Below are 20,630 nucleotides of genomic sequence, written 5' to 3'. Positions count from 1 at the left end.
GTCCTTTCTACTATTAGAGAGATACGCAACTCAACGACATTCTTTACGATTGAAAAGCACGAATGTTAATACAAGAACAAACAGAGTATACAACACTGCGTATATCATCAACAATACCAAGTGATGTATACTCAACGACCCAAGCTTATTTTCCACTCCAACAGCGCTGAATTCCTCAAGATTTGGGAAAAATACACCAAAAAACGCGAGACACCATCGGGTTCCATCCCCATTCATATAAAGCATATCCTGGAAAGAATTTATAACATTCCCAAGAACGTAGATAACCATACAACAACTCAGGTTAGCTATCACAGGCAGGTATACAGAGCCTGCTGTTGCTATGGCACACATTATGGCAACCTGCAAAAATGCAAATATCAGCTGAAAAACCGTTAAATACCCTACTCGTTTAAATGCCGTCAATACGCCTGCCTGACAATCGAGAGACTCCTTTACGCACAACGAAACAGTCAGGATAAGACTCATCAACACAAATACCGACGAGACAGCCAGCAGTATCCCTAAAAATTTACCAAAGAGAACAGATCCCTTATCTACGGGCTTGGACAACAAGGTCATGATAGTGCCTTTTTCTATTTCTTTGGATATCGTATTTGCGGCGCTCAACGATGCGAGACACAAACAGCAAATCGTGATCGTTGATATCCCCATCTCCTTTATCATACGCGTTTCCTCACCAAAAGCAAATAAAGTAAAGGAAAAAGAGAGTAATATAAACAATATTCCGCCACATCCAATCAAATAAAATATTGTCTGCCGGACAATTTCTCTTCCAGTATTCCCTGCAATGGCAAATACGCATCTGTTCATAAAAACCCTTGCAAATTCAAAAAAATCTCATACACTAATTTGGAATGTTTCACGTGAAACATCTTTTCCTGGAAAAGTGTGTTAAATACTAGCATTCCTAACCAGGAAATGCAATTGAAAACCCACCAGAAAAAGGAGTCAAGACCATGTCTAAAAAGGAAAAACTCAGCCGCAGCCTGCAATCACTCCTTGGCGGAGTTATTGGCATAGAAGCCGACGGAGGACAAGACGTAATCGTACGACTTAATCCCGAAGATATTCAACCCAACGATCTTCAGCCGCGCGACCTCTTCAACGAAGAAGAGATGCGGGGACTTGTGGAATCCGTCAGAAAACACGGCATTTTACAACCAGTCATCGTAAGACCACTCCCACACGGATACATGCTCATTGCGGGAGAACGACGCTGGCGGGCGGCAAAACAACTTGGGCTGAAAGAGATACCCGCAATCGTCCGGCATGCCGATGGTGCAAATATTCTGGAAATCGCCTTGATAGAAAACATCCAAAGGGAAGATCTCAATCCCATCGAAAAGGCCAAAGGATTCGAAGAACTGATCGCCAGGTTCGGACTTACCCAGGAACAGGTCGCAAAGGCCATGGGAAAAGACCGCAGCTCTGTAACCAATTATCTCCGGCTACTGGACTTGCCACAAAAAATCCAGGATGATGTTTCACGTGGAACATTAACCATGGGACATGCACGGGCATTATTAGCCATTCAGGACAAGGAAGTACAGATACAGCTCTATGAACGCATAGCCGAGGAAGGGTTATCGGTTCGGGAGATAGAAGAGATGGTTTCGGCAGAAAAAAAACGGGCCAAACTCAACCCTACTGCTACAAAAAGGCCATCTACCCCCCACATCGAAGATCTGGAAGACCGATTCCGAAGGTTTTTGGGGACAAAGGTTACCATCAAAGAAAGGAATGGCAGGGGGAGGATTATGATTGCATTTCATACCAACGAGGAATTTAGTCGGATTGCAAACACCCTGGGGATTCAGCTTTAATTATTCACAACGAATACTTCGACAAAAACACAAGACGTCTTCCATGACCACTTTCAATGATCCAGGGATGCCCGTATAAATTCCCTGAATAGAGGATGAGGATTCGTAGGCTTTGACTTAAATTCCGGATGAAACTGTACACAAACAAACCAGGGGTGCTCTTTGAGTTCCATGATCTCCACTAATTGCTCGTTCGGCGTGTGTCCGCTAAAAACCACACCTTTAGCCTCAAACATCTCCGAATATCTGTTGTTAAATTCATATCGGTGGCGATGCCGTTCTGATATCTCCCGACTCCCATATGCCTGAAAAGCCTTTGTGCCTGGCTGAAGGACACAAGGTTGCGCACCCAACCTCATCGTCCCCCCCTTACCAACCACCGTTCGTTGTTCTTCCAATAAACTGATTACAGGGTGAGGTGTGTTCATATCAAATTCCGTGCTGTTTGCCCCCCAAAGCTTGCATACATTCCTTGCAAACTCAATTGCCGCACACTGCATTCCAAGACAAATACCAAAGAAAGGTATCTTGTTTTCCCGTGCATACCGTATCGCCTCGATCTTACCCTCAACACCACGCACACCAAACCCTCCCGGCACAAGGATACCCTTCACCCCTTCAAGATGCGCTTTGACGCCATTTTTTTCGATCTCCTCGGATTCCACTCTGCGCACCCGCACCCGCGCATTGTTCCCTATTCCACCATGGATAAGGGATTCATAAATAGACTCATAGGCTGATTGATGAGCTATATATTTTCCCACAATTGCAATCTCTGTCGCCTGACTTGGATTTTTCAGTATTTCCAGTATTGACAACCACTTGTCGATATTATTACCGTTTGTTTTTAACCCCAATTTCTGCACGATAAATGTGTCTAAACCCTGATCAACAAGGATCAGCGGTATCTCATAAAGATAAGGCTTCACATCCCGCTCTTCAATGATCGCATTTTTGTCCACATTGCAAAACAGGGATAATTTTTCCTTTACCTCTGCGCCAAGATGTTTTTCCGTCCTGCATATGATGATATCGGGCTGAATGCCCGCCTGCCGCAACATACCAACGCTATGCTGAGTTGGTTTCGTCTTTATCTCCTCAGCGGCACTTAAGAAGGGAACAAGGGTTAGGTGAATATAGAGCACATTTTCCCTGCCCGCCTTTTGGCCAAACTGCCTGATAGCTTCCAGGAATGGCTGGTTTTCTATGTCTCCCACAATACCCCCGATTTCGGATATAACCACATCCGTATCAGGTCCATCCAGTTTCCGGATACATTCTATAATTTCATTGGTGATATGGGGAATTACCTGAACCGTCTTGCCTAAATACTCCCCCTTGCGTTCCTTCATAATAACAGAATAATAAATTGAACCTGTCGTAAAATTACAGTACCGGTTCGTCTTACTGTTGGTGAACCGCTCGTAATGTCCCAGATCCAGGTCCGTCTCAGCGCCATCATCAGTTACATATACCTCCCCATGTTCATACGGACTCATCGTCCCAGGGTCGATATTTACATAGGGATCAAACTTTTGAAGCCTTACTTTAAGCCCCCTGCTCTCCAACAACATCCCGATGGATGCAGAATTAAGCCCTTTACCGAGAGAAGAAACCACACCACCCGTAACAAATATGTGCTTAGTCATGCCTGTATCTTTCCAAAAATGTCATCAAATCATCCCTTGTATCAATACCCCTGGAGGTATACTGTGTAATTGCCACCTTAATTTTGTAACCATTGGCAAGCGCCCTGAGCTGCTCCAATTTTTCAGCATGCTCCAAAGACGAGGCTGGAAGTTTAGAGTATTGTAATAGAAAATCCCTCTGATATGCATAAATCCCCAGATGCCGCAGAAATGTAATGCCTGGCTCATTGACCAGATCGCTGCTATCGCGCACATAAGGAATCTGTGAACGGGAAAAATAGAGTGCATATCCACGATTATCCAGCACAACCTTTACCACATTCGGATTGCGTAATTCTGCTGCATCTGTTATCGCATTTGCAACAGTTGCCATGACCGCAACATCGTCTCCCACTAAAGTATCTATGACCTGATCAACCACAGACGCATGCATCTCGGGTTCATCGCCTTGCACATTCACGATGATGTCAGCATCTAATCGTCCCGCCACCTCAGCAATCCGGTCTGTTCCTGAAGTATGCAATGCGGAAGTCATCTCCGCCTCTCCACCAAACCCTTTGACGATATCGTATATAAGTTGACTATCTGTAGCAACAATGACTTTATGAATTCGTCTTGCCTGCTTTACGTTTTGATAGACATGCTCTATGATATATCTTCCCGTGACAGACTTGACTTCCGGCAGGATTACTTTAAAAGGCAGTCTGGTCGATGCATACCTTGCGGGGATTATGACAACTGCCTTCATACGATACATCCAACCACGTAAGTATTCAGTTCCATATTTTCATAACAGTCATCATGCCACTCTTGCTGCACCCAGAAACTATGAAAATCCATAAGCCTTTGAGTGGTCAACACTTAATTTTGAATTTTCGAACCAGTCATCATGTTGCGCTAGCAACACCCTGAAACGATGAAAATGCAATTTCTGTCCTATGGTATTGGTATATTTATGCTTACACTTATTTGTCAGGCCTTATTTTCGAACCAGAACGCAGAGTTCACAGAAAATCGGAAAAATTATGAACAATTTTACAAAATTGTAGATTCTATTGAACAACTCTCTCGGATTCAAACATTTTTTGAAAAAATTCGAGCAAACAATTTTATATAGATATCTCTAAGGAAATATCCAGAGCCATCGCCGAATGGGTAAGAGCGCCAATAGAAATTCTGTCTACACCCGTTTGTGCCACAAGATGTACATTTTCCAGGGTAATATTTCCGGATGCCTCGGTAAGTGGCGGACGTTTTCCCTCATTATATTTCCACTCTTTAACCAATTTTACCGCATCATTCAATAGCTGGATGTTCATATTATCAAACAGTATGATATCAACTCCTGCTGTAAGAGCATTCTTTACTTCTTCCAGCGTCCTCGTTTCTACCTCGATCAAAATACCCTTCTTTATTCGTTGTTTTAAAAAAGACACGGCTTTTTCAATAATACTATCATGAGAAGATATGTTAAATAATACTTTGTTTTTTATTATATCCAGATGGTTGTCCTTTATCAGCACCTGGTCGTAGAGGCCCATCCTGTGATTAACCCCACCACCCACTGCCACTGCATATTTTTCCAGATATCGCCATCCGGGAATGGTCTTCCTCGTATCCATTATGAAGGTATTTAAAGGTTTGATACGTTCAATAAACTGCGCCGTTAGAGTTGCTATCCCAGAAAGTCTCTGAAGAAAGTTTAAGGCAATACGCTCACCAGAGAGTAAACCCTTCGATCTGCCATTTACTACAGCAATGGTCTCACCCTTATGAATGAAGACTCCTTCCTTCACCAATTGTTTAAAAAAAACGTTCTTGTCGAGTTTAGAGAAAAAATGTTCAACAACGGGCAACCCGGCAACAACACCGCTTTCTTTTGCTATAAATGCTCCTTCTACAATCAAGTTTTCCGGAATGAGATTTTCAGTCGTAATATCCCCGGTAAAAATATCTTCCTGAATAGCAAGTTGAATAAGGGCATCTATCTTCTCACATTCAATTTTATTTTTTCTGTTCACGACAACTACCCATCTTTTATTTTTTGTCTGTCAACACCTCGTTAATCCTTGTTTCATCTCTATTATATGAGTGTTTCAAAGAGAACTCAATATCAATCATTATTTTTTTCTTGACATCTAACGATATCGTGTTATTTTGAATCGCATGTGATAATGCTGGTCTTACAAAGTGAAGGAATAAACAAAAACATACGATAAGGGCAAACCCTGAGTAATCAGGGGACGCAAAGTAAAGGGTCTTTCAACGTACAAGGATGTAGTTAAAGACGCGCCTTATCCTTTAGCGAAAAAGATAGCCTTACTGCCGAAGATGTTTTCCATAAAATATCTTTGCAGTAAGGCTTTTTTATTTTAACGGGTAAAAAAAGGGGTTTAGTTATATGACCAAATAGGGCTATAACAAGTTACCACTAAGCGTATTATCGGTACTAAGCCGTATTATGTTGCAACTTTTCGTATACCTACGTAATGCTGTTCGGCAGGAAAAACAAACGGAGAAATCAAACCATGAATGAAAACATCACTCTCACGAAAACCGCATTGGTTAATTTGCTCGATGCCGTGCCTTATCCAAACCCCGATGATCCATGGGGGCAGTATGGTACTATCGGTCCGGTTGCCCAAGCTCTCCGCGACTTGTCATGGGCGCTGCTGAACCCGCAGCCACTCCCACCCGGAGCTAGCCCTCACCCTGATCCCTGGCGCTATGGACCAGGACCGCAGCCCTGGTATGCTGCGTTCCTTTCGCGCGCGGTAATTGATCGAGCGGTAACACAATATCAGCTCGCCGAGGTGTCGGGCAATACAGAGCAGTCAAAAAGGATAACCACGGCAATCGGATCGCAGATTCGCGAGTTTGTCGATGATTGATGATTACTGTGGCACCAGGCCACCCAAGTGGCTAAGCAATAGTATACCAGATGTAAGGAGGATTTTAAAGATGAAAAAAGGCTGGAATACGGCTATTTGCAAGGCTTTTCAAGCCTTGCAGGACACTCATAATTAGTTAAGGAGGGAACAGACAATGAAAAAAAGGTTCACGGTAACAAAGAGGATCACAACGATATTACCGGTGTTAATCGGACTTTGGATCTTCACCGCCAATACCACGGTAACCCTCGCTAATGCGGATGGCATTACCGTGGGGCCCGGACAGGGTGTTAACTTTGAGCAAGTGGATTTCGTCTTTTCTGCTGTAACCCAGGAAAATTCAGATTGGGGCCGCGTCAGTGCAAATCCAGAGCTTCTGTCCTCTTCAACTGATATATCCAGCGGCTTTCTCAATATCTTCTCCGATGCTGGATGGGTTGTTCAGAATCTACCTGTTGACGTGAACTACGGTACAGTCACAACATACTTCAGCCTTGGTCTCAGTACCCCTACGGATGTTAGTGAACTAAGCGCTCACATAGAGTTTGCTTCTAGTCCGCAAGACGATTTTTCCGACGGTGAAAGAGGCGACTTTGATGTTGGGGTTGCACTTTGGAACGCCGAAGGCGCTGGCGATTCTCAGACTGCGGTGATCGGCGAAGCACCACCACCTAATCTGATACAGTTCAGACCCAGAGGAAAAAACACGAAACACACACAGCCAAACGCTGTGAATGTACAAACGGCCAAGAATCAGTGCTTTCCCATGTCGATTGCAAACAGTCTCCAGTACTTGGAAGACAGATTCGGAGTCAACGTTCCCCACGACCATAAACCCGGTTTGAAGGGTGATGATTCATTGGTGGGACAGTTGGATATGGAGGCCGATCGCCGCGCACCAGCACGCAATGATGGCGACGGTGTATGGTTTACACCTATGCTGAAAGGAAAGTTTTCTTATTTAAAAAAGAATGGTTTGAAGAATAAGCTCATCCACAAACACCAGGGACGTGGCTATGGAAACCCACCCGATGAAGCGCTTCCTAACGGTGACTTCAGAAGCAGCGGGATTAAATCTAAAGATAGAGGTGCTAAAGTAACCTTTAAATTTATCTGTGACGAGATTAAAAAAGGGGAAGATGTGGAATTGGTTTTTTCTTATGATGACAATAACGGTAATCCCACTGGCGGACATGCCGTTCGTGTCTTTGAGTGTGGAAAAACAAAGGGTCGGCCCTGGATTGGCTATCTCCACGATAGGTTGCAAACCAATAATGATCCGAATGACGAAGAAGGCCTTGAGAAGGTTCGCCAACACATCAAAGATATCGACGGCGATGGAATCCTCAACTTAGGATCGAAAAACCGAGAAATTCGTTTTGTACTGTCAGAATCATCAAAGAAGAAACCACGATGATAACCATTATCGACATCCGCATTACCCTTACTATAATATAAAACGTGGGGTTCAAGTTACAACTTGAACCCGCAGGAGTTTTTATAGTTATTTTGCAACAGACCCTTACCTACAAACTTAACCAAAAAGGAGGACTTTATGTCAAAAGGGATTGCTTTAACCACGGGATTAAATGCCGTTAGCCCGGCGCACTATGGCGGATGGTCGGGAGAACTCAATGCCTGCGAAGCGGACGCCAAAGACATGGCGGAGATTGCAAGATCAAAAGGGTTTGACGTAAAAACCCTGCTCACCAAAGAAGCCACCCGGGCAAATGTCATCGATGGAATCAACAAGGCGGCCAGCACTTTAACATCCGGCGATATCTTTATGCTGAGCTATTCAGGTCACGGCGGCCAACTCCCCGACCTGAACAGCGATGAAGCTGATGCACAGGATGAAACGTGGTGCCTCTATGATGGAGAACTGGTTGATGACGAAATTTACTCCTTGCTTGGTAAATTTGCGCAGGGTGTGCGTATCCTGGTCTTTTCTGATAGTTGTCACAGTGGCACGGTAACGAAGCTTGCTTATTATCAGTCTGCCATGAGGACAATGGGCTTAAAGGGAATCTCTCCGGAAATTCGGTATCGTTTCATGCCGATGGAAGTGGCGGTACGCACGTATCGTGACAACAAAAAATTTTATGATCCTATCTTAAAAGATCCTCAATTAAAGGAATCACGTGATGCAGTCAATGCCTCCGTAATCCTCATATCCGGCTGTCAGGACAATCAATTGTCAGCCGATGGTACGTTTAACGGATTGTTTACTGCTAATTTGTTACAGGTCTGGAATGAAGGAAAATTTAAAAAGGGATACCGGGCCTTTCGCCGCGCCATCGTCAACCGCATGCCACCCGACCAAACGCCAAACTATTTCCGGGTGGGTGAGATCAACCGCGCCTTTGAAAAACAGAAACCATTTACCATTTAACTGGCCGTGTGTTTCTTGTCATTAACGCCAACCTGTGGAGCACTACATGAAGACGTAGATGGTAATGAAATAAACAAAGACATACGATAAAGGCAAACCCTGAGTAATCAGGGGGCGCAATGTAAAGGGTCTTTCAACATACAAGGATGTAGTTAAAGACGATCCTTATCCTTTAGTGAAAAAGATAGCCTTACTGCCGAAGATGTTTAGTAAAAACTTTGCAGTAAGGCTTCTTTGTTTTAAGAATATCAGAAAAGGCGCCTAGCGTGCGGTTGATAGCTGAACAACTTCGCCCAACTCAGGGTTGCCGCCTTTGCTATGCTTCGTCAAAATCGCCTTATGCGCCGTCTTGGCTCTTCTTGCCTTATGAAAGGAGGTGAATGCAAACGAATGCTTTTGTGATTTATTCCGGAAATATTGCTTAGCCGAACGATCCACATTTTACGCGTTACAACCGTGGATCTAACCGCATCGGTTCGATGCGGTCTTACCATGGTCAGTAAAGACGTGGGTGCAAAATCATCCGCTTAACAAAGGAGGAGATAGTGATGAAAACTTGTGGAACTTCAGAAAATATACCAACATTAGAACGAGAGCGGGCACAGTTTCGTTCGCTGATCCTGCAAAACCCCAACTACTTCGGCAACCTGGAGCTGAGTCCATATAAGCCAGTCAAATTATTGCAAGGCATTACGACTTACGAAGAGCTTATGTGCGTAGGGCTAAACCCTCCATCCAACCGTCTGGAAGCCGCGCTCCACGTTAAGCAGGAGTTTGGATACGGAGGCGATATCTGCAGCCCGGGGTCATTTGAGTATGTCCGATTCTACGTAGACATATTCGACAACGGGGTCTGGCACGATGTGGGAATGGACAGCGTGAGAGTCCATAACATCCCCGGAGAAAAGCCCCTCTGTTACGCCGTGAGGAAGGACTTCACCCCGTTCAAGAGGCTTTGCTCCACCGAGAACATTGTCAGGGTGCGGGCCATCCTTTCCTGGGACACGCCGCCGCCGGCAAATCAACCCAATTGGACGCCGGTCTATGGGAACGTCATGACCGTCCAGGTACAGATTCATCCCAAGTACTCTTTCTTCGTGGGTGATGTGCCAAAAGGGCTGGAAAACCTTCAGGTCAAGATCCCCGACCCGATTGGCCCAATTATTGCCGGCCTGGACCCAAATATAAAGGTCAAAGCCGCTCCTTTGGCGACGCCAACGTTGTCACAGAGGAAGGCGCTCTATGCGGACAAGGGCGTGCCAGTCCACCGGTTCGGCTTCGCAGAGGCACAGAAGCTCCTGGCAGCTAAGACAACAACCTCAGCCTTAGTCACAGCAAACGGGGACAGCCCTTTAGCGTCCCTTGGACTCAACGCGAATGAAATCGCGGATCTTTTCGGCAAACTTCAGGTCGTAACGGACGGAGACACCAGCTTTGAAGAGCTAAAGTGCATCGGGCTTCGCTCCAAGCGTGATCTGCTGGAGGCGGTACTCACGGTCAAAAGGCCTTACGGTTATTCCGGCGGGCTATGCGGCAAGGGGTCAACGGAGTACGTAGCCTTCTGGATCGACTTCGGAGACGGCAGTGGTTTCATCTATATGGGCACGGCCACCGTACAGGTCCACGACCTCCAGACCATCCCGCCGGAGGACGTCCAGTATGCTGTTTTTCTCAAAAAAGACTTCACCCAATATCTAGTGCCCTGTGAGGCCGGGCCGAAGGTCGTCCGTCTACGCGCCATTCTATCCTGGGAGACCCCACCTCCCCCCGCAAACCCGAACTATGTCCCGGTCTGGGGAAACCGCGAGGAGTGCCTTATCCAGTTACGGCACGGAAAGGCGGAGGCACGTACCCCGGTTATCGAGACCGTTGGCGACATCTCGGTTGATGACATTGATCCAGCAACCGGGCTGGCTACAGGCGATGCGGAGATTGGTATCTTTTCAGTGAACTTGAGCCCCTTTGGAGGTGGTATTACCATCACCGGACGTATTGCGGGCACCCTGCCTGATTCTTTTGGCGGCGGGGCTTTGCCGCTAAAGTACAGAATCCTGGTACGAAAAGACGACGGTATTGACACCTGGCATCCGCTTACCAACACGGTTGACGTTGATGTCACAAAATTCGTGGGTGCAGTACAGTTGGAGGAATCGCCTGGAGACACGATATTTAACCTCAACCTCACGGCCACCGACGATGCGGATGGCCTTGGCGAGGGCTGGTATGAGTACCTGGAAGACCACACGGCTCCCTCCACCCGCTTCCTGCTGGTAGATAAACTCGCCAGGTGGCTGACGAACGCATCAATGGAGGGAGAATGGGAAATCAGGATGGAGGCGAAGGATCCGAATGTCAGTCCTCCCACATTCTATCCCGGCGCCCAGGTAATCAGGGTACGCGTTGACAACACCGCCCCATCGTCAGTTCCTGCGGCAAATATTGCACTTCAGCCATACGCCCCGGTTACCTTGACCATCACCGGCGCCGAGTTCAACGGCAACCCCGTTCCGGCTATAGACTGCGGTAAATTCCCCGTGGGGACGATCCTGACCGGCACGTATGAGGCTCATGACCCTGGCACGAGCGACCTGGTGAACCAGCACTTCGGGAGCATAAGCCTCGACGTCATCCCAGATGGGCCAGCCCATGGGGCCACGGTCATGCTCTCGGGTGACGGAGGAATTACTTACACCTTCGCGACCAGCCGTTCCTTCCCAACGGTGCCTACCACAGGCGAGTCTGGCCATTGGAGGCTGGACACGGCCGGCATGGACCCCTGCGGATACGTCATTCACATGGTGGTGTGCGACCGCACCAACTATGGCAGCCATGGGATTGCGTTTTGCGTCACAGCTGATATCGGATTCTGTTTGGAGGAGTCGCCAATTTCACAGGAAGTCTAACTGCTGCTTTGGCATCCCGGCTCGAGGAAAATGAGGTAAAACACGGACCGAGCGGTTTTGCCTAACTATCGTTTGAGGGGAGCGGCGCTTTATGCCGCGCCCCTCAAACGGAACATTCAAAGATTTTCTAAGGTAAAGTTATCGTATAACGACTCATTGATGTACAGCAATTTCAAATACCCCCCATAATCCCCCCGTAAAAGGGGGGAGAGGGAGGTGGCCAAATGTAAGTTGCTGTAGGCCTATTATACAAGGAATTTCAAAGGTGCGGTTGTAGAGCGAAGAGGCTCTTCGCTCTACATTGAAAAATAGCTGAAGTCCTAATTTAATTACAAGAAAGAGGTGATTTATGAAAGTTGCATTGGTAGGCGCAGAATTGGAAGAAAACCTTGGTCTCCGATACATAGCCTCTGCATTAGAACACAAAGGACATAAAGTGGAAATCGTTCCTTTCAATTCAGAGTTTGACATATCGGATGCAGTAAAGCGGGTAATCGCCTTTTCACCACAGATCACCGGCTTGTCTATGATGTTCACAGGCCGCGCGCGAGAATTCTGCCACCTGGCGCAGGCGCTCCGGGAAGGCTGTTATCATGGTCACTTGACGGCAGGTGGTCCCTTCGCCTCGTTCAACTCAGAGCATCTGCTCAGGGATTTTACCGCATTTGATTCGGTCTGTCTGGGTGAGGGCGAACATATCGTTAGTATGTTGGCTGATCATCTAGAAGATCTATCCAGGGTATATGGCCTTTGCTATCGAAAATCTGATGGATCAGTAACAACCAACCTTGCAACGGACAATCAAGATAATCTTGACGCATTATCATTTCCAAAACGTATAACATTCCATGAATATTTTGATAAGCCCATTGCCAGCATTCTGACCAGCCGGGGATGCTGGCGCAACTGTGCCTTTTGCAGCATCAACGCCTGGTATGAAAGGGGAGGCGGAAAGAAGTTTCGGGTGCGAAACGTGGAGAACATCGTAGCAGAGATGAAGGATCTCTACTTTCATCATGATGTTCGTATCTTTAATTTCCAGGACGACAACTTCTTTCTCCCAAAACCAGAAAAGGCTCTTCGCCGCTTTGAGGAGCTGCGAGAAGGACTGCAGCGGGAAGGAATCGAAGGAATTGCCATAGCGGTCAAGGCGCGACCCGATAGCATTACCCACGACTCAATCCGCGTGCTGGACGACCTTGGATTGTTTCGCGTATTTTTAGGAGTAGAAAACGCCCATGAGAATGGGCTACGCAATCTGAACCGCAAATGCACCCTCGATCAGATTTTAAATGCACTGCGTATTCTCAATGACTTTGATGTGCATCTCGCCTATAACTTACTCATGTTTGAGCCTGACACAGTCTTAGATGACATCCTGGTCAACTTACGTTTTATCGAACGGCATATTGAGAATCCATTTAACTTCTGCCGTGCAGAGGCTTACCCCGGTACCGGGTTAGAGGCAAAACTGAAGACTGAAGGCAGGTTGCTTGGTGACTACTTTGGATACGATTACCGGCTTAAAGACCCGCGCTCGGAGGCTTTCCATCAAATCGCTAACTACACATTCTTTGATCGCAATTTCAGCGATTTCGGACTGCACTACTTCAATATGCAAGTGGATTTCTATTTCCAGCTCCTGCGGCGCTTCCACCCGGAAGTGCTAACGCAAACACTGCGTGCATCTGTGCGTAACTTTATCAAGCAGACCAACCTTGATACCTACGAGTGTCTCTGCCAGATCTATGACTTCGTGACAACCGCAGATCCGAACGATCATGTCATGATACGGGGCTTTGCACGCGAGATGAGAGAACGTGTTGACGAAAGGAGCAGGGGCTTGCATGTCCAGGGTGAGTCGATTCTGCGTTGGTTGAGCAACACGTACGACCGTCGTGGTCAGGATGCCAGGGTGCCGAGGTTTATGTCAAATACCGGAGCGCTGTCCTTCCTGAACTGCAAACCTATGCCATATTCTAGCAGGGACAATCTGGAGAAGTTGGAATTTGTGACGTCAGAGGCCGAAAGGATGGATGAGACAGATTTGTTGGGAGTGACGTCAGCGCCAATTCCCTATAACGTATTTAAGAGCCGATTTGCAGAACCAAAAGAAGAAAGGAGGTGAACTTATTTCCCAGAACTATCCCATGGTGCGGCTAAACCGCAAACAGATTAACCACCCCTAAATCCCCTCCTTTGCCAGGAGGAGACAAGGGGGAAATAAAAAAAGAAGAAGTTTTTATAGGGTACTATGGAAAACCTTAATTATACAGGGAATTTTCATTTTTTTAAGCGGGTTTCTGGGTAGTATGAAGCATAAAAATCCCCCTTAGAAAAGGGGGCTAGGGGGTTGTAAAATAGCCCAGGAAAAACACAACCCCCTGAATCCCCCTTTACTAAGGGGGACTTGAACGGAATAACTTGAAGCTGTCAGTAAAAAATGAGGGGAAGACGAGTTTCTCTCACATTTGACATTACACAATCATAAGGAGGTGCAATATGGACGAAAAAACTTTTGCTCGTATACGTGATTGGGTGGAACCGGCACATCCAGCCGTCGTAAGGCTATACGACGACTTGATCGACATCTACATCAGGATTCGGGAGAAATTTCAGAAGGAAATTGATAATGCATTTGACAGGATATCACGGCAAATCGGGTTTGTGGTAACTACCACTGTGCCTGTCGTGTTCGAGATAGGAGATAAGGGGGTATTTAAGCGTATGTGCATGGGAGCAGAGCACCTCAAAGATACGCTTTTTGATAAAGAGTTATCCAAAGTATTCGGACCGCTGCCGGACCCATGGAAGGTAGCGGCGGGGAGCTACAATCTGTACTTAATCTGGTTTGATGCCCTCCATTTAAAACTGCGGACAGACTGGATGGAGCCAGCCCATTTCTTTAAGGAGAGACTCACGACCGACATTCGAGCTAAGTCAGTAGCCGGAATCGGTGGTAAGGCATTGAAACAGGGGTGGGAATGGCAAGAGCCTGCACACTGGTTTGATCCAGGAATAGCCATCGCCGTTGAGGAGTTGGTGCTGATTGAAGCAATCGACCGGGTGTATCCGGAATTGCACCTTGTGGATCATGTGGCTTTTGTTCGTGAAGCCCTCCGTAGGCAGGTACGGCCTGAAGTGATGGAGCCGGCGCATTTCCTCCGTCGAATAGGAAAAGGTATGTGCTCAGAAGGCACTGAGGAGAATCGCTAAGGATGTTTCGTATCGCAGGAGACTTCGTTCATCCTGAAACTATTCTATGTACCGGACTTGACTACAAGATTCTTGCAGCGCTATCTGAGTCTATTTCAAAGATAGGTTGTCTATCATACGGGGTTGCCGACGTAGCTGACTAGGCATAGCTACGTCGGCAACCACAAAAGAGTGAGGAGAAATTGGCACTTAAGAAAATGAAAAAGAGAAGGAAAAGCCTTCTGGAGAACAAAAAATGTCATTTAATATTGAGATTCCTTATCCATAATCTTTAAAAACAATTTTGTGTCAAAAAGATGATATAAAACTTAAGGTCATTAGTTGACTTTTTGCTTACAAATTGATATATATGTTGTATCTGAGTACAATCCCCTATTCTTTATACCCTCTTTACAAAAGTTTGAACTTATGAAGAAATTCTTTTTTGATTCCATCACACCAGAACATATTAAATCTATTGCCAACAATGGCGTCTTCAATCGTGGACTTTCGTATTACAAAAGTGGCCGTGTGCATAATCTAAGATATGATAATGACGGAGAATTAACGGCAGAAGTTGCAGGGAGCGAATCGGTACCGTACAGCGTCTTTATCCTTGCCAATGAAAAAGAAATATACGAAATGGATTGTGAGTGTTTGTATGCCTCGGATGGAGAGATATGTAAGCACATTGTTGCTACTCTCCTGGAGTGGATTGCACAACGAAATAAACCGAAACGTCATAATAAACCACTCTATCCGCAACAAAAAACGCTTTTTGACCCGGACAATATTTTTACCAGGATCTCGCCATTTTCTTCGTATGAACCGAACCAGACGGATATGTTAACCGAAATCTTTTCTGACTTCGGCCATTTCAACATCAAGGTTGACATGCTCAACGGTGGACCACAGCTCGAACTTAAACTCGTTTCGGGCCAATGCGGCGAAACCGTGGTTCACATCTCAGCAGAAAAAAGCCCGCATGTTTTCGAAAAGATAACAAGATTTTCCAGCAACACCGTGGAATTATCGGAACGGGCAAGAAAGGTCAAGCTTTATAAGAATCCACTCGTCCCCTATCTCCATGCTGATATAAACACAGAAGGACATATAGAATTATCCCCCATCCTAAAACTAAAGGGCTCCAGCAAAAAAGATGAGCAGGCCGTCCGGTGGGAAGAAGCTGCTGGGAACAGGATCGGTGAACAGTGGGTATGGCAGAACAATGCCTACAGACCAATCGAGCCCATTCCTTACACCTTGAAACCCTATTTCAATAAACAAAAACCGCTGGTTTATAAAGAAAAAGCCGCGATTGATTTCCTTAAGCACGATCTCGACCCATTACTCAATGACGATTCCTTTAAGTCTTCTGAAAGATTACAAAGCATAGAGGTTCATGACAGCCCGGACGTTTCCCATGTGCAGGTGGAGTCTTGTGGCAATGACTGGCTGTGGCTGGATCCAACCTATACCGTAGGAAGGCACACCGTCACTCTTTCTGAAATCTTATCATGTCTTGATAAAGACCACTGCATAAGAAAGGACACTGCCTATATAGAAATTCCCAAAGACATCATGGACCTCTGGCAGCGCGGCAGCGGTATTATTGAAAATGGACGTATCAAGATGTCCAAATTGGGATACCTGCGCACTCGTGCAGAATACGGCAAGGAAGTAAAGGTAACCGCATGCAACGAGACACAAAAATACCTGGCGAACTTTGACCGTATCACACCGCCACAACCGGCGCCTGCCGTTTCTTCCTACAAAGGGGAATTGCGCGCCTATCAGCAGTCGGGCTATGACTGGCTCTGGTTCCTGCATACGAACGGTTTTAACGGTATCCTGGCTGATGAGATGGGGCTGGGCAAGACGCATCAGGCAATGGTGGTGATCCTCTCCGCCTTACAAACCGAACCGAACGTGCCCAACCTGGTCATCTGTCCTACATCTGTGCTGGATCACTGGAAATCAAAGTTCCAGATTTATGCACCCGAATTGAAGATAGCCCTGTTTTACGGAAAAGAAAGAAATACCCTCTTTTCAGGCAACACGCCCTCTGTTGTATTAACCACCTATAGCATCCTTTCCCGTGATGCGGAAGTTCTTAACAAGGTTCAATGGAACTACGTAGTTCTGGACGAGGCACAAAAGATCAAGAACCACAATACCCAGATGTGCAAAGCAACGAAGTGTCTTAACTCAAAGCGCCGCCTGGCGCTGACAGGCACCCCTATCGAAAACCGGCTGACAGAATTATGGTCGATCTTTGATTTCCTCATGCCAGGCTATCTGGGAAGCATAGATGACTTCAGAAAACGGTACGAGAATCCCATCACAAAATATCAGGATAGCGAAAAACGAGAGGTTTTGAAAAAGATCATCCACCCTTTTAAATTGAGGCGGCTCAAGAAGGACGTGCTCACAGAACTCCCGCCAAAGTCTGAAGAGAAGCGCTATTGCACCCTGGCGCCAGCCCAGATTGTCATGTATAAAGACATAATTAGTGAACGGGGAAGCAAGCTTATTGCAAAGTTAAGGGATGAAAGTCAACCGGTGGAATACATCCACATCTTTGCCTTGCTTACCAAATTGAAACGGCTCTGTGACCATCCAAAGCTGATATTGAATGGCACTAGCCCCAAAAGCGCCACATCGGGCAAATTCGAGCTTTTCAAGGAGATCATGGAAGAGACCCTGGAGTCAGGAGAAAAGGTCGTGGTCTTCTCACAATATCTGGAGATGCTTGATATTATTGGTGACTGGCTGAATAACATCGACGTCAGATACGAGACCTTGCGTGGCAGCACTATGAATCGCGGCAAGGTTGTCGAGAGATTCCAGAACGACCCTGACTGCAACGTCTTCCTGGGAAGCCTCATGGCTGGCGGTTTGGGTATTGACCTGACCTCTGCCTCGGTGGTCATTCACTACGACCGGTGGTGGAACGCCGCGCGGGAAGATCAGGCCACCGACCGTGTCCATCGCATCGGCCAGACCCGAGGCGTTCAGGTCTTCAAGCTCATCACCAGAGGCACCCTGGAGGAAAAGATCGACTCCATGATCACCACCAAGGCCGCCCTCATGAACTCCATCGTCGAGTCCGACGATGCCGTGTTCAAGTCATTTTCGAGGAAGGAACTGATTGAGTTGTTGACGTTTTGAGATATGGCATTTAAACCACAGAGTTCACAGCCTTAAAAATTGCATATACTTCAAACCCGATAAAAGCAAAGGACAGAGTAACCCATTAATTCAGCAAGTACTTCAGATTTATCTTGAGAATATTTTGCGAATCGCTTAAATATACAAGGTAAGCTAATCGGTAAATAATAGAGATGTATTTAAAAGAGGGAAACGCATGAGACAATTTAAGATTATTGTAGAAAAACATCCGGATGGATGCGTGGCTTATCCTTTAGGACTCAAAGGTGTTGTCGTTGGGCAGGGCGAAACTTATGAGGAAGCCCTTTCTGATATAAAATCAGCAATTCGGTTTCATATTGAGAGTTTTGGAAGTGAAATGTTTAATATCGACCCTCCAATACTTGAGGCATTTGTTGCAGAGGCGGGAATTGAAGTCTGATGATAAAATTTCCTGTTGATGCACCGAAACGTAGGGTGATCAAGGCACTGGAAATTTTAGGCTTTCGAATTGTGCGAGAAAGAGAACATATTTCAATGATACGTGATAACCCCGACGGAAGCAAAACCCCCTTGACCATGCCAAATCATACAAAGATAAAGGCTTCTACCCTCAGAGTAATTTGTACCCAAGCAGGTATTTCCAGGGAAGAATTCCTGGAAGCTTATGATAAGGCTTAAGAAAGATAACCGTGCTACTGCAAAGATTACCCCAAAAGCTATTTCCATAAATTTATAGACGAATCAGACGATGCCGTGTTCCAAAAGTTTTCGAGGAAGGAATTGATAGAGCTGTTGACGTTTCATTTTTAGAAAAAACCGCTCATATTCTTTGCGGTGGCGAGAAAAAGGAATTTACGGCAAACAAAAGAACTGGTTTGAAAATTTCTATAAATCAGAAAAGTATAATCAATAGAATCATTACAGAATTAACAAACGGGTACAGCAAACCTGATTTAAACCAAGAAAATGACGAATGTTCAATTCGCGAAATACCCACTATGGATGCAACTGATTTTATCGCAGATGTTTATTTCCAAGACGATGAGCAAATCGTATGCATTGAATTAAAAACAGTTAAACCCAATAAAGGTGTTTTTAAAGTTGAAAAAGAGAAAGTTTTAGAAGCAAAAATAGCATTAAAAAATATTTATCCAGACAAAGTTATTCGATATTTTTTGGCATTCCCTTTCGATCCTTTGAGTGATACGCCAACAGGATATGATAAACAAAGATTTATGGATTATTGTGTGGGATTTAGAAAATATTTTTCAGAAAATGAATTCCTATTAGCATCTGAATTATGGGACTTTCTTTCAGGAGATACTGACACAATGCAACAATTGATAGATATTATCAATAGAATTGCTACTCCTCAATTTGCTGAAAAGTATGAGTTTTTAAATAATAGCACAAATAAAACAACCGGCAAAAATGATTACATCCAATATCTAACAGAATGGAATTTGATTAGCGAAATTGAATTAATCAGCAACAAAACAAGCATTAGTCAAAAAGTAAAAAATAACAATCGTTTAACAAGAAAATTTAATCAGTCCATTTTTAAAGACGGTGAATATAATGTTGAACGAATGATAGAACTAAAATCATTAATAGTTTAGTTTTTAAAAACATATTTATACTGATATGAAAAAAACTTTTGAAATAAATTACAAACTCAGATACGCTGAAATAGATGATTGGGGGCAAGAATATGTTAAAGCGGCCACCCAAAAACAAGCACTTAAAAGTTTTGCGAAGAAAATGAAAATCCCAATCAAAGAATTCAAAAGTTTTGAAGATTGGCGTTGGGAAGAAGGAGTATGGTGGGCATCATTCAAAAATATAAAACAGGTTAAAGAAAAACAGTGTCCTCATTGTTGTGGAAAGGGAATAATTCACATTTAGAAAATTATAAAAGACAAAATCAAAAATATTCTGACGTTAGGAATGACTTACGGCACACGCAAACAAACAAATTCGCAAATTCAAACTACTTTAATTGGTTACCCTGGCTCTACATTGAAGATGTTCAAAACGTTGCAGAACAGGAATTGGAAAGGAAACTAACAGCGAAAGAATTACGATTGGTCGAAGGTAAAATAGGAAATCACATAAATTGGTACGAAGCCATTCTCAATACAATGTATGCATCAAATATCAAACCTTAAACCAAAAAATTGTGCGAAATTGATGAAAGCAAAGGAAAAGAATGAAGAATTCTTGGCAGAGTATGTAAAGGTTGTGAATAAATTTACCAAGCAATTCATGGATGAGTTTTGCAGTTCAGATGGTAGCAAGATACTGTGGGATAAAATTGTTAAGTTAAATTCTGGTGTAGAATCCATCAAAAATCGTAATAAAAGCATTTAAAGTTGATTGTTTCAAGAACCGGGTTGCACTTGAAATAGGGTTGCAGGAGATTTTTGATAGTCTTGGTTGTGGGGCATCATAAGGAGCCACTCGACCACACATATGCCTAAACTTCTTCCGAGAATTCAAGGCGGAGGCGGCGCCGGATGTCCTCTTCTTGTCTTTGGAATCAGAAGAAATCTTTATGCAGAAGATTATTAATATTACTCAGCCCACGGCAGCACAGGATT

Annotated in this window: 18 protein-coding genes and 2 riboswitches; of the genes, 14 read left to right on the top strand and 4 right to left on the bottom strand. The window is 45.0% G+C overall.

Features of this window, described 5'->3' with window-relative positions:
• Positions 1 to 30 precede the first annotated feature (30 nt).
• Positions 31 to 834 carry an ABC transporter permease gene (locus BROSI_RS06755; RefSeq protein WP_052562989.1) on the bottom strand — a complete coding sequence of 268 codons (804 nt, stop codon included), beginning with the start codon at positions 832 to 834 and terminating at the stop codon, positions 31 to 33.
• A 146-nt stretch (positions 835 to 980) separates the two neighbouring features.
• Between BROSI_RS06755 and BROSI_RS06750 the strand changes: the two genes are divergently transcribed.
• Positions 981 to 1,847, top strand: a complete 867-nt coding sequence (locus tag BROSI_RS06750; RefSeq protein WP_052562988.1) for a ParB/RepB/Spo0J family partition protein — start codon at positions 981 to 983, stop codon at positions 1,845 to 1,847.
• 53 nt (positions 1,848 to 1,900) lie between these two features.
• Here the strand turns inward: BROSI_RS06750 and BROSI_RS06745 are convergent, their stop codons facing one another.
• The 3 genes from BROSI_RS06745 to nadC form a co-directional block, all read right to left on the bottom strand.
• Positions 1,901 to 3,496, bottom strand: coding sequence for a CTP synthase (locus BROSI_RS06745; RefSeq protein WP_052562987.1), 1,596 nt, complete (start codon positions 3,494 to 3,496; stop codon positions 1,901 to 1,903).
• Positions 3,489 to 4,244, bottom strand: coding sequence for a 3-deoxy-manno-octulosonate cytidylyltransferase (gene kdsB, locus BROSI_RS06740; protein WP_052562986.1), 756 nt, complete (start codon positions 4,242 to 4,244; stop codon positions 3,489 to 3,491). Before kdsB ends, BROSI_RS06745 begins: the two co-directional genes overlap by 8 nt.
• A 361-nt stretch (positions 4,245 to 4,605) precedes the next feature.
• On the bottom strand, positions 4,606 to 5,517 hold the full coding sequence (nadC, locus tag BROSI_RS06730; RefSeq protein WP_052562984.1) for a carboxylating nicotinate-nucleotide diphosphorylase: 912 nt from the start codon (positions 5,515 to 5,517) through the stop codon (positions 4,606 to 4,608).
• Between the two features lie 189 nt (positions 5,518 to 5,706).
• A riboswitch (cyclic di-GMP riboswitch) is annotated at positions 5,707 to 5,826 on the top strand.
• A gap of 198 nt (positions 5,827 to 6,024) precedes the next feature.
• Between nadC and BROSI_RS06725 the strand changes: the two genes are divergently transcribed.
• From BROSI_RS06725 to BROSI_RS21275, 13 genes are all read left to right on the top strand, one after another.
• Complete coding sequence (locus BROSI_RS06725; protein ID WP_052562983.1) at positions 6,025 to 6,387, top strand: hypothetical protein; 363 nt, start codon at positions 6,025 to 6,027, stop codon at positions 6,385 to 6,387.
• Between the two features lie 154 nt (positions 6,388 to 6,541).
• Complete coding sequence (locus tag BROSI_RS06720) at positions 6,542 to 7,804, top strand: hypothetical protein (RefSeq protein ID WP_052562982.1); 1,263 nt, start codon at positions 6,542 to 6,544, stop codon at positions 7,802 to 7,804.
• A 138-nt stretch (positions 7,805 to 7,942) separates the two neighbouring features.
• On the top strand, positions 7,943 to 8,779 hold the full coding sequence (locus tag BROSI_RS06715) for a caspase family protein (protein WP_052562981.1): 837 nt from the start codon (positions 7,943 to 7,945) through the stop codon (positions 8,777 to 8,779).
• A gap of 81 nt (positions 8,780 to 8,860) precedes the next feature.
• Positions 8,861 to 8,980, top strand: a riboswitch (cyclic di-GMP riboswitch).
• A 347-nt stretch (positions 8,981 to 9,327) separates the two neighbouring features.
• Entirely contained in the window at positions 9,328 to 11,682 is a 2,355-nt protein-coding gene (locus tag BROSI_RS06710; RefSeq protein WP_052562980.1) for a hypothetical protein, read from the top strand.
• 349 nt (positions 11,683 to 12,031) lie between these two features.
• Complete coding sequence (locus BROSI_RS06705; protein WP_052562979.1) at positions 12,032 to 13,810, top strand: B12-binding domain-containing radical SAM protein; 1,779 nt, start codon at positions 12,032 to 12,034, stop codon at positions 13,808 to 13,810.
• 374 nt (positions 13,811 to 14,184) lie between these two features.
• Positions 14,185 to 14,898: a hypothetical protein gene (locus BROSI_RS06700; RefSeq protein ID WP_052562978.1), complete on the top strand. Its 714-nt coding sequence runs from the start codon at positions 14,185 to 14,187 to the stop codon at positions 14,896 to 14,898.
• Positions 14,899 to 14,900: 2 nt separating this feature from the next.
• Positions 14,901 to 15,041 carry a hypothetical protein gene (locus tag BROSI_RS19790; RefSeq protein WP_157842415.1) on the top strand — a complete coding sequence of 47 codons (141 nt, stop codon included), beginning with the start codon at positions 14,901 to 14,903 and terminating at the stop codon, positions 15,039 to 15,041.
• A gap of 265 nt (positions 15,042 to 15,306) precedes the next feature.
• The gene (locus BROSI_RS06695; protein ID WP_052562977.1) at positions 15,307 to 18,048 is read left to right on the top strand and encodes a DEAD/DEAH box helicase; all 2,742 of its coding nucleotides are present in this window, start codon (positions 15,307 to 15,309) and stop codon (positions 18,046 to 18,048) included.
• A gap of 196 nt (positions 18,049 to 18,244) precedes the next feature.
• The gene (locus BROSI_RS06690) at positions 18,245 to 18,469 is read left to right on the top strand and encodes a type II toxin-antitoxin system HicB family antitoxin (protein WP_052562976.1); all 225 of its coding nucleotides are present in this window, start codon (positions 18,245 to 18,247) and stop codon (positions 18,467 to 18,469) included.
• Positions 18,469 to 18,708, top strand: a complete 240-nt coding sequence (locus BROSI_RS06685; RefSeq protein WP_052562975.1) for a type II toxin-antitoxin system HicA family toxin — start codon at positions 18,469 to 18,471, stop codon at positions 18,706 to 18,708. The genes BROSI_RS06690 and BROSI_RS06685 overlap by 1 nt, the downstream gene beginning before the upstream one ends.
• 50 nt (positions 18,709 to 18,758) lie before the next feature.
• The gene (locus tag BROSI_RS06680; protein ID WP_082059082.1) at positions 18,759 to 19,649 is read left to right on the top strand and encodes a TdeIII family type II restriction endonuclease; all 891 of its coding nucleotides are present in this window, start codon (positions 18,759 to 18,761) and stop codon (positions 19,647 to 19,649) included.
• A gap of 25 nt (positions 19,650 to 19,674) precedes the next feature.
• Entirely contained in the window at positions 19,675 to 19,935 is a 261-nt protein-coding gene (locus tag BROSI_RS06675; RefSeq protein ID WP_052562973.1) for a beta/alpha barrel domain-containing protein, read from the top strand.
• 567 nt (positions 19,936 to 20,502) lie between these two features.
• On the top strand, positions 20,503 to 20,601 hold the full coding sequence (locus BROSI_RS21275) for a BglII/BstYI family type II restriction endonuclease (RefSeq protein ID WP_200891710.1): 99 nt from the start codon (positions 20,503 to 20,505) through the stop codon (positions 20,599 to 20,601).
• Positions 20,602 to 20,630 lie beyond the last annotated feature (29 nt).

Origin of the sequence: Candidatus Brocadia sinica JPN1 (assembly GCF_000949635.1) — a bacterium.
Lineage (GTDB): Bacteria > Planctomycetota > Brocadiia > Brocadiales > Brocadiaceae > Brocadia > Brocadia sinica.
Note: the sequence above shows the minus strand (reverse complement) of the source record. Positions and strands in the feature narration are given on the sequence as shown.

Coding starts and splice junctions, on each gene's coding strand:
- BROSI_RS06675 (WP_052562973.1), top strand. CDS start 19,675: ATGAAAAAAACTTTTGAAATAAATTACAAACTCAGATACGCTGAAATA.
- BROSI_RS06710 (WP_052562980.1), top strand. CDS start 9,328: ATGAAAACTTGTGGAACTTCAGAAAATATACCAACATTAGAACGAGAG.
- kdsB (WP_052562986.1), bottom strand. CDS start 4,244: ATGAAGGCAGTTGTCATAATCCCCGCAAGGTATGCATCGACCAGACTG.
- BROSI_RS06690 (WP_052562976.1), top strand. CDS start 18,245: ATGAGACAATTTAAGATTATTGTAGAAAAACATCCGGATGGATGCGTG.
- BROSI_RS06685 (WP_052562975.1), top strand. CDS start 18,469: ATGATAAAATTTCCTGTTGATGCACCGAAACGTAGGGTGATCAAGGCA.
- BROSI_RS19790 (WP_157842415.1), top strand. CDS start 14,901: ATGTTTCGTATCGCAGGAGACTTCGTTCATCCTGAAACTATTCTATGT.
- BROSI_RS06705 (WP_052562979.1), top strand. CDS start 12,032: ATGAAAGTTGCATTGGTAGGCGCAGAATTGGAAGAAAACCTTGGTCTC.
- BROSI_RS06755 (WP_052562989.1), bottom strand. CDS start 834: ATGAACAGATGCGTATTTGCCATTGCAGGGAATACTGGAAGAGAAATT.
- BROSI_RS06725 (WP_052562983.1), top strand. CDS start 6,025: ATGAATGAAAACATCACTCTCACGAAAACCGCATTGGTTAATTTGCTC.
- BROSI_RS21275 (WP_200891710.1), top strand. CDS start 20,503: ATGCCTAAACTTCTTCCGAGAATTCAAGGCGGAGGCGGCGCCGGATGT.
- BROSI_RS06750 (WP_052562988.1), top strand. CDS start 981: ATGTCTAAAAAGGAAAAACTCAGCCGCAGCCTGCAATCACTCCTTGGC.
- BROSI_RS06745 (WP_052562987.1), bottom strand. CDS start 3,496: ATGACTAAGCACATATTTGTTACGGGTGGTGTGGTTTCTTCTCTCGGT.
- BROSI_RS06695 (WP_052562977.1), top strand. CDS start 15,307: ATGAAGAAATTCTTTTTTGATTCCATCACACCAGAACATATTAAATCT.
- BROSI_RS06700 (WP_052562978.1), top strand. CDS start 14,185: ATGGACGAAAAAACTTTTGCTCGTATACGTGATTGGGTGGAACCGGCA.
- BROSI_RS06715 (WP_052562981.1), top strand. CDS start 7,943: ATGTCAAAAGGGATTGCTTTAACCACGGGATTAAATGCCGTTAGCCCG.
- BROSI_RS06720 (WP_052562982.1), top strand. CDS start 6,542: ATGAAAAAAAGGTTCACGGTAACAAAGAGGATCACAACGATATTACCG.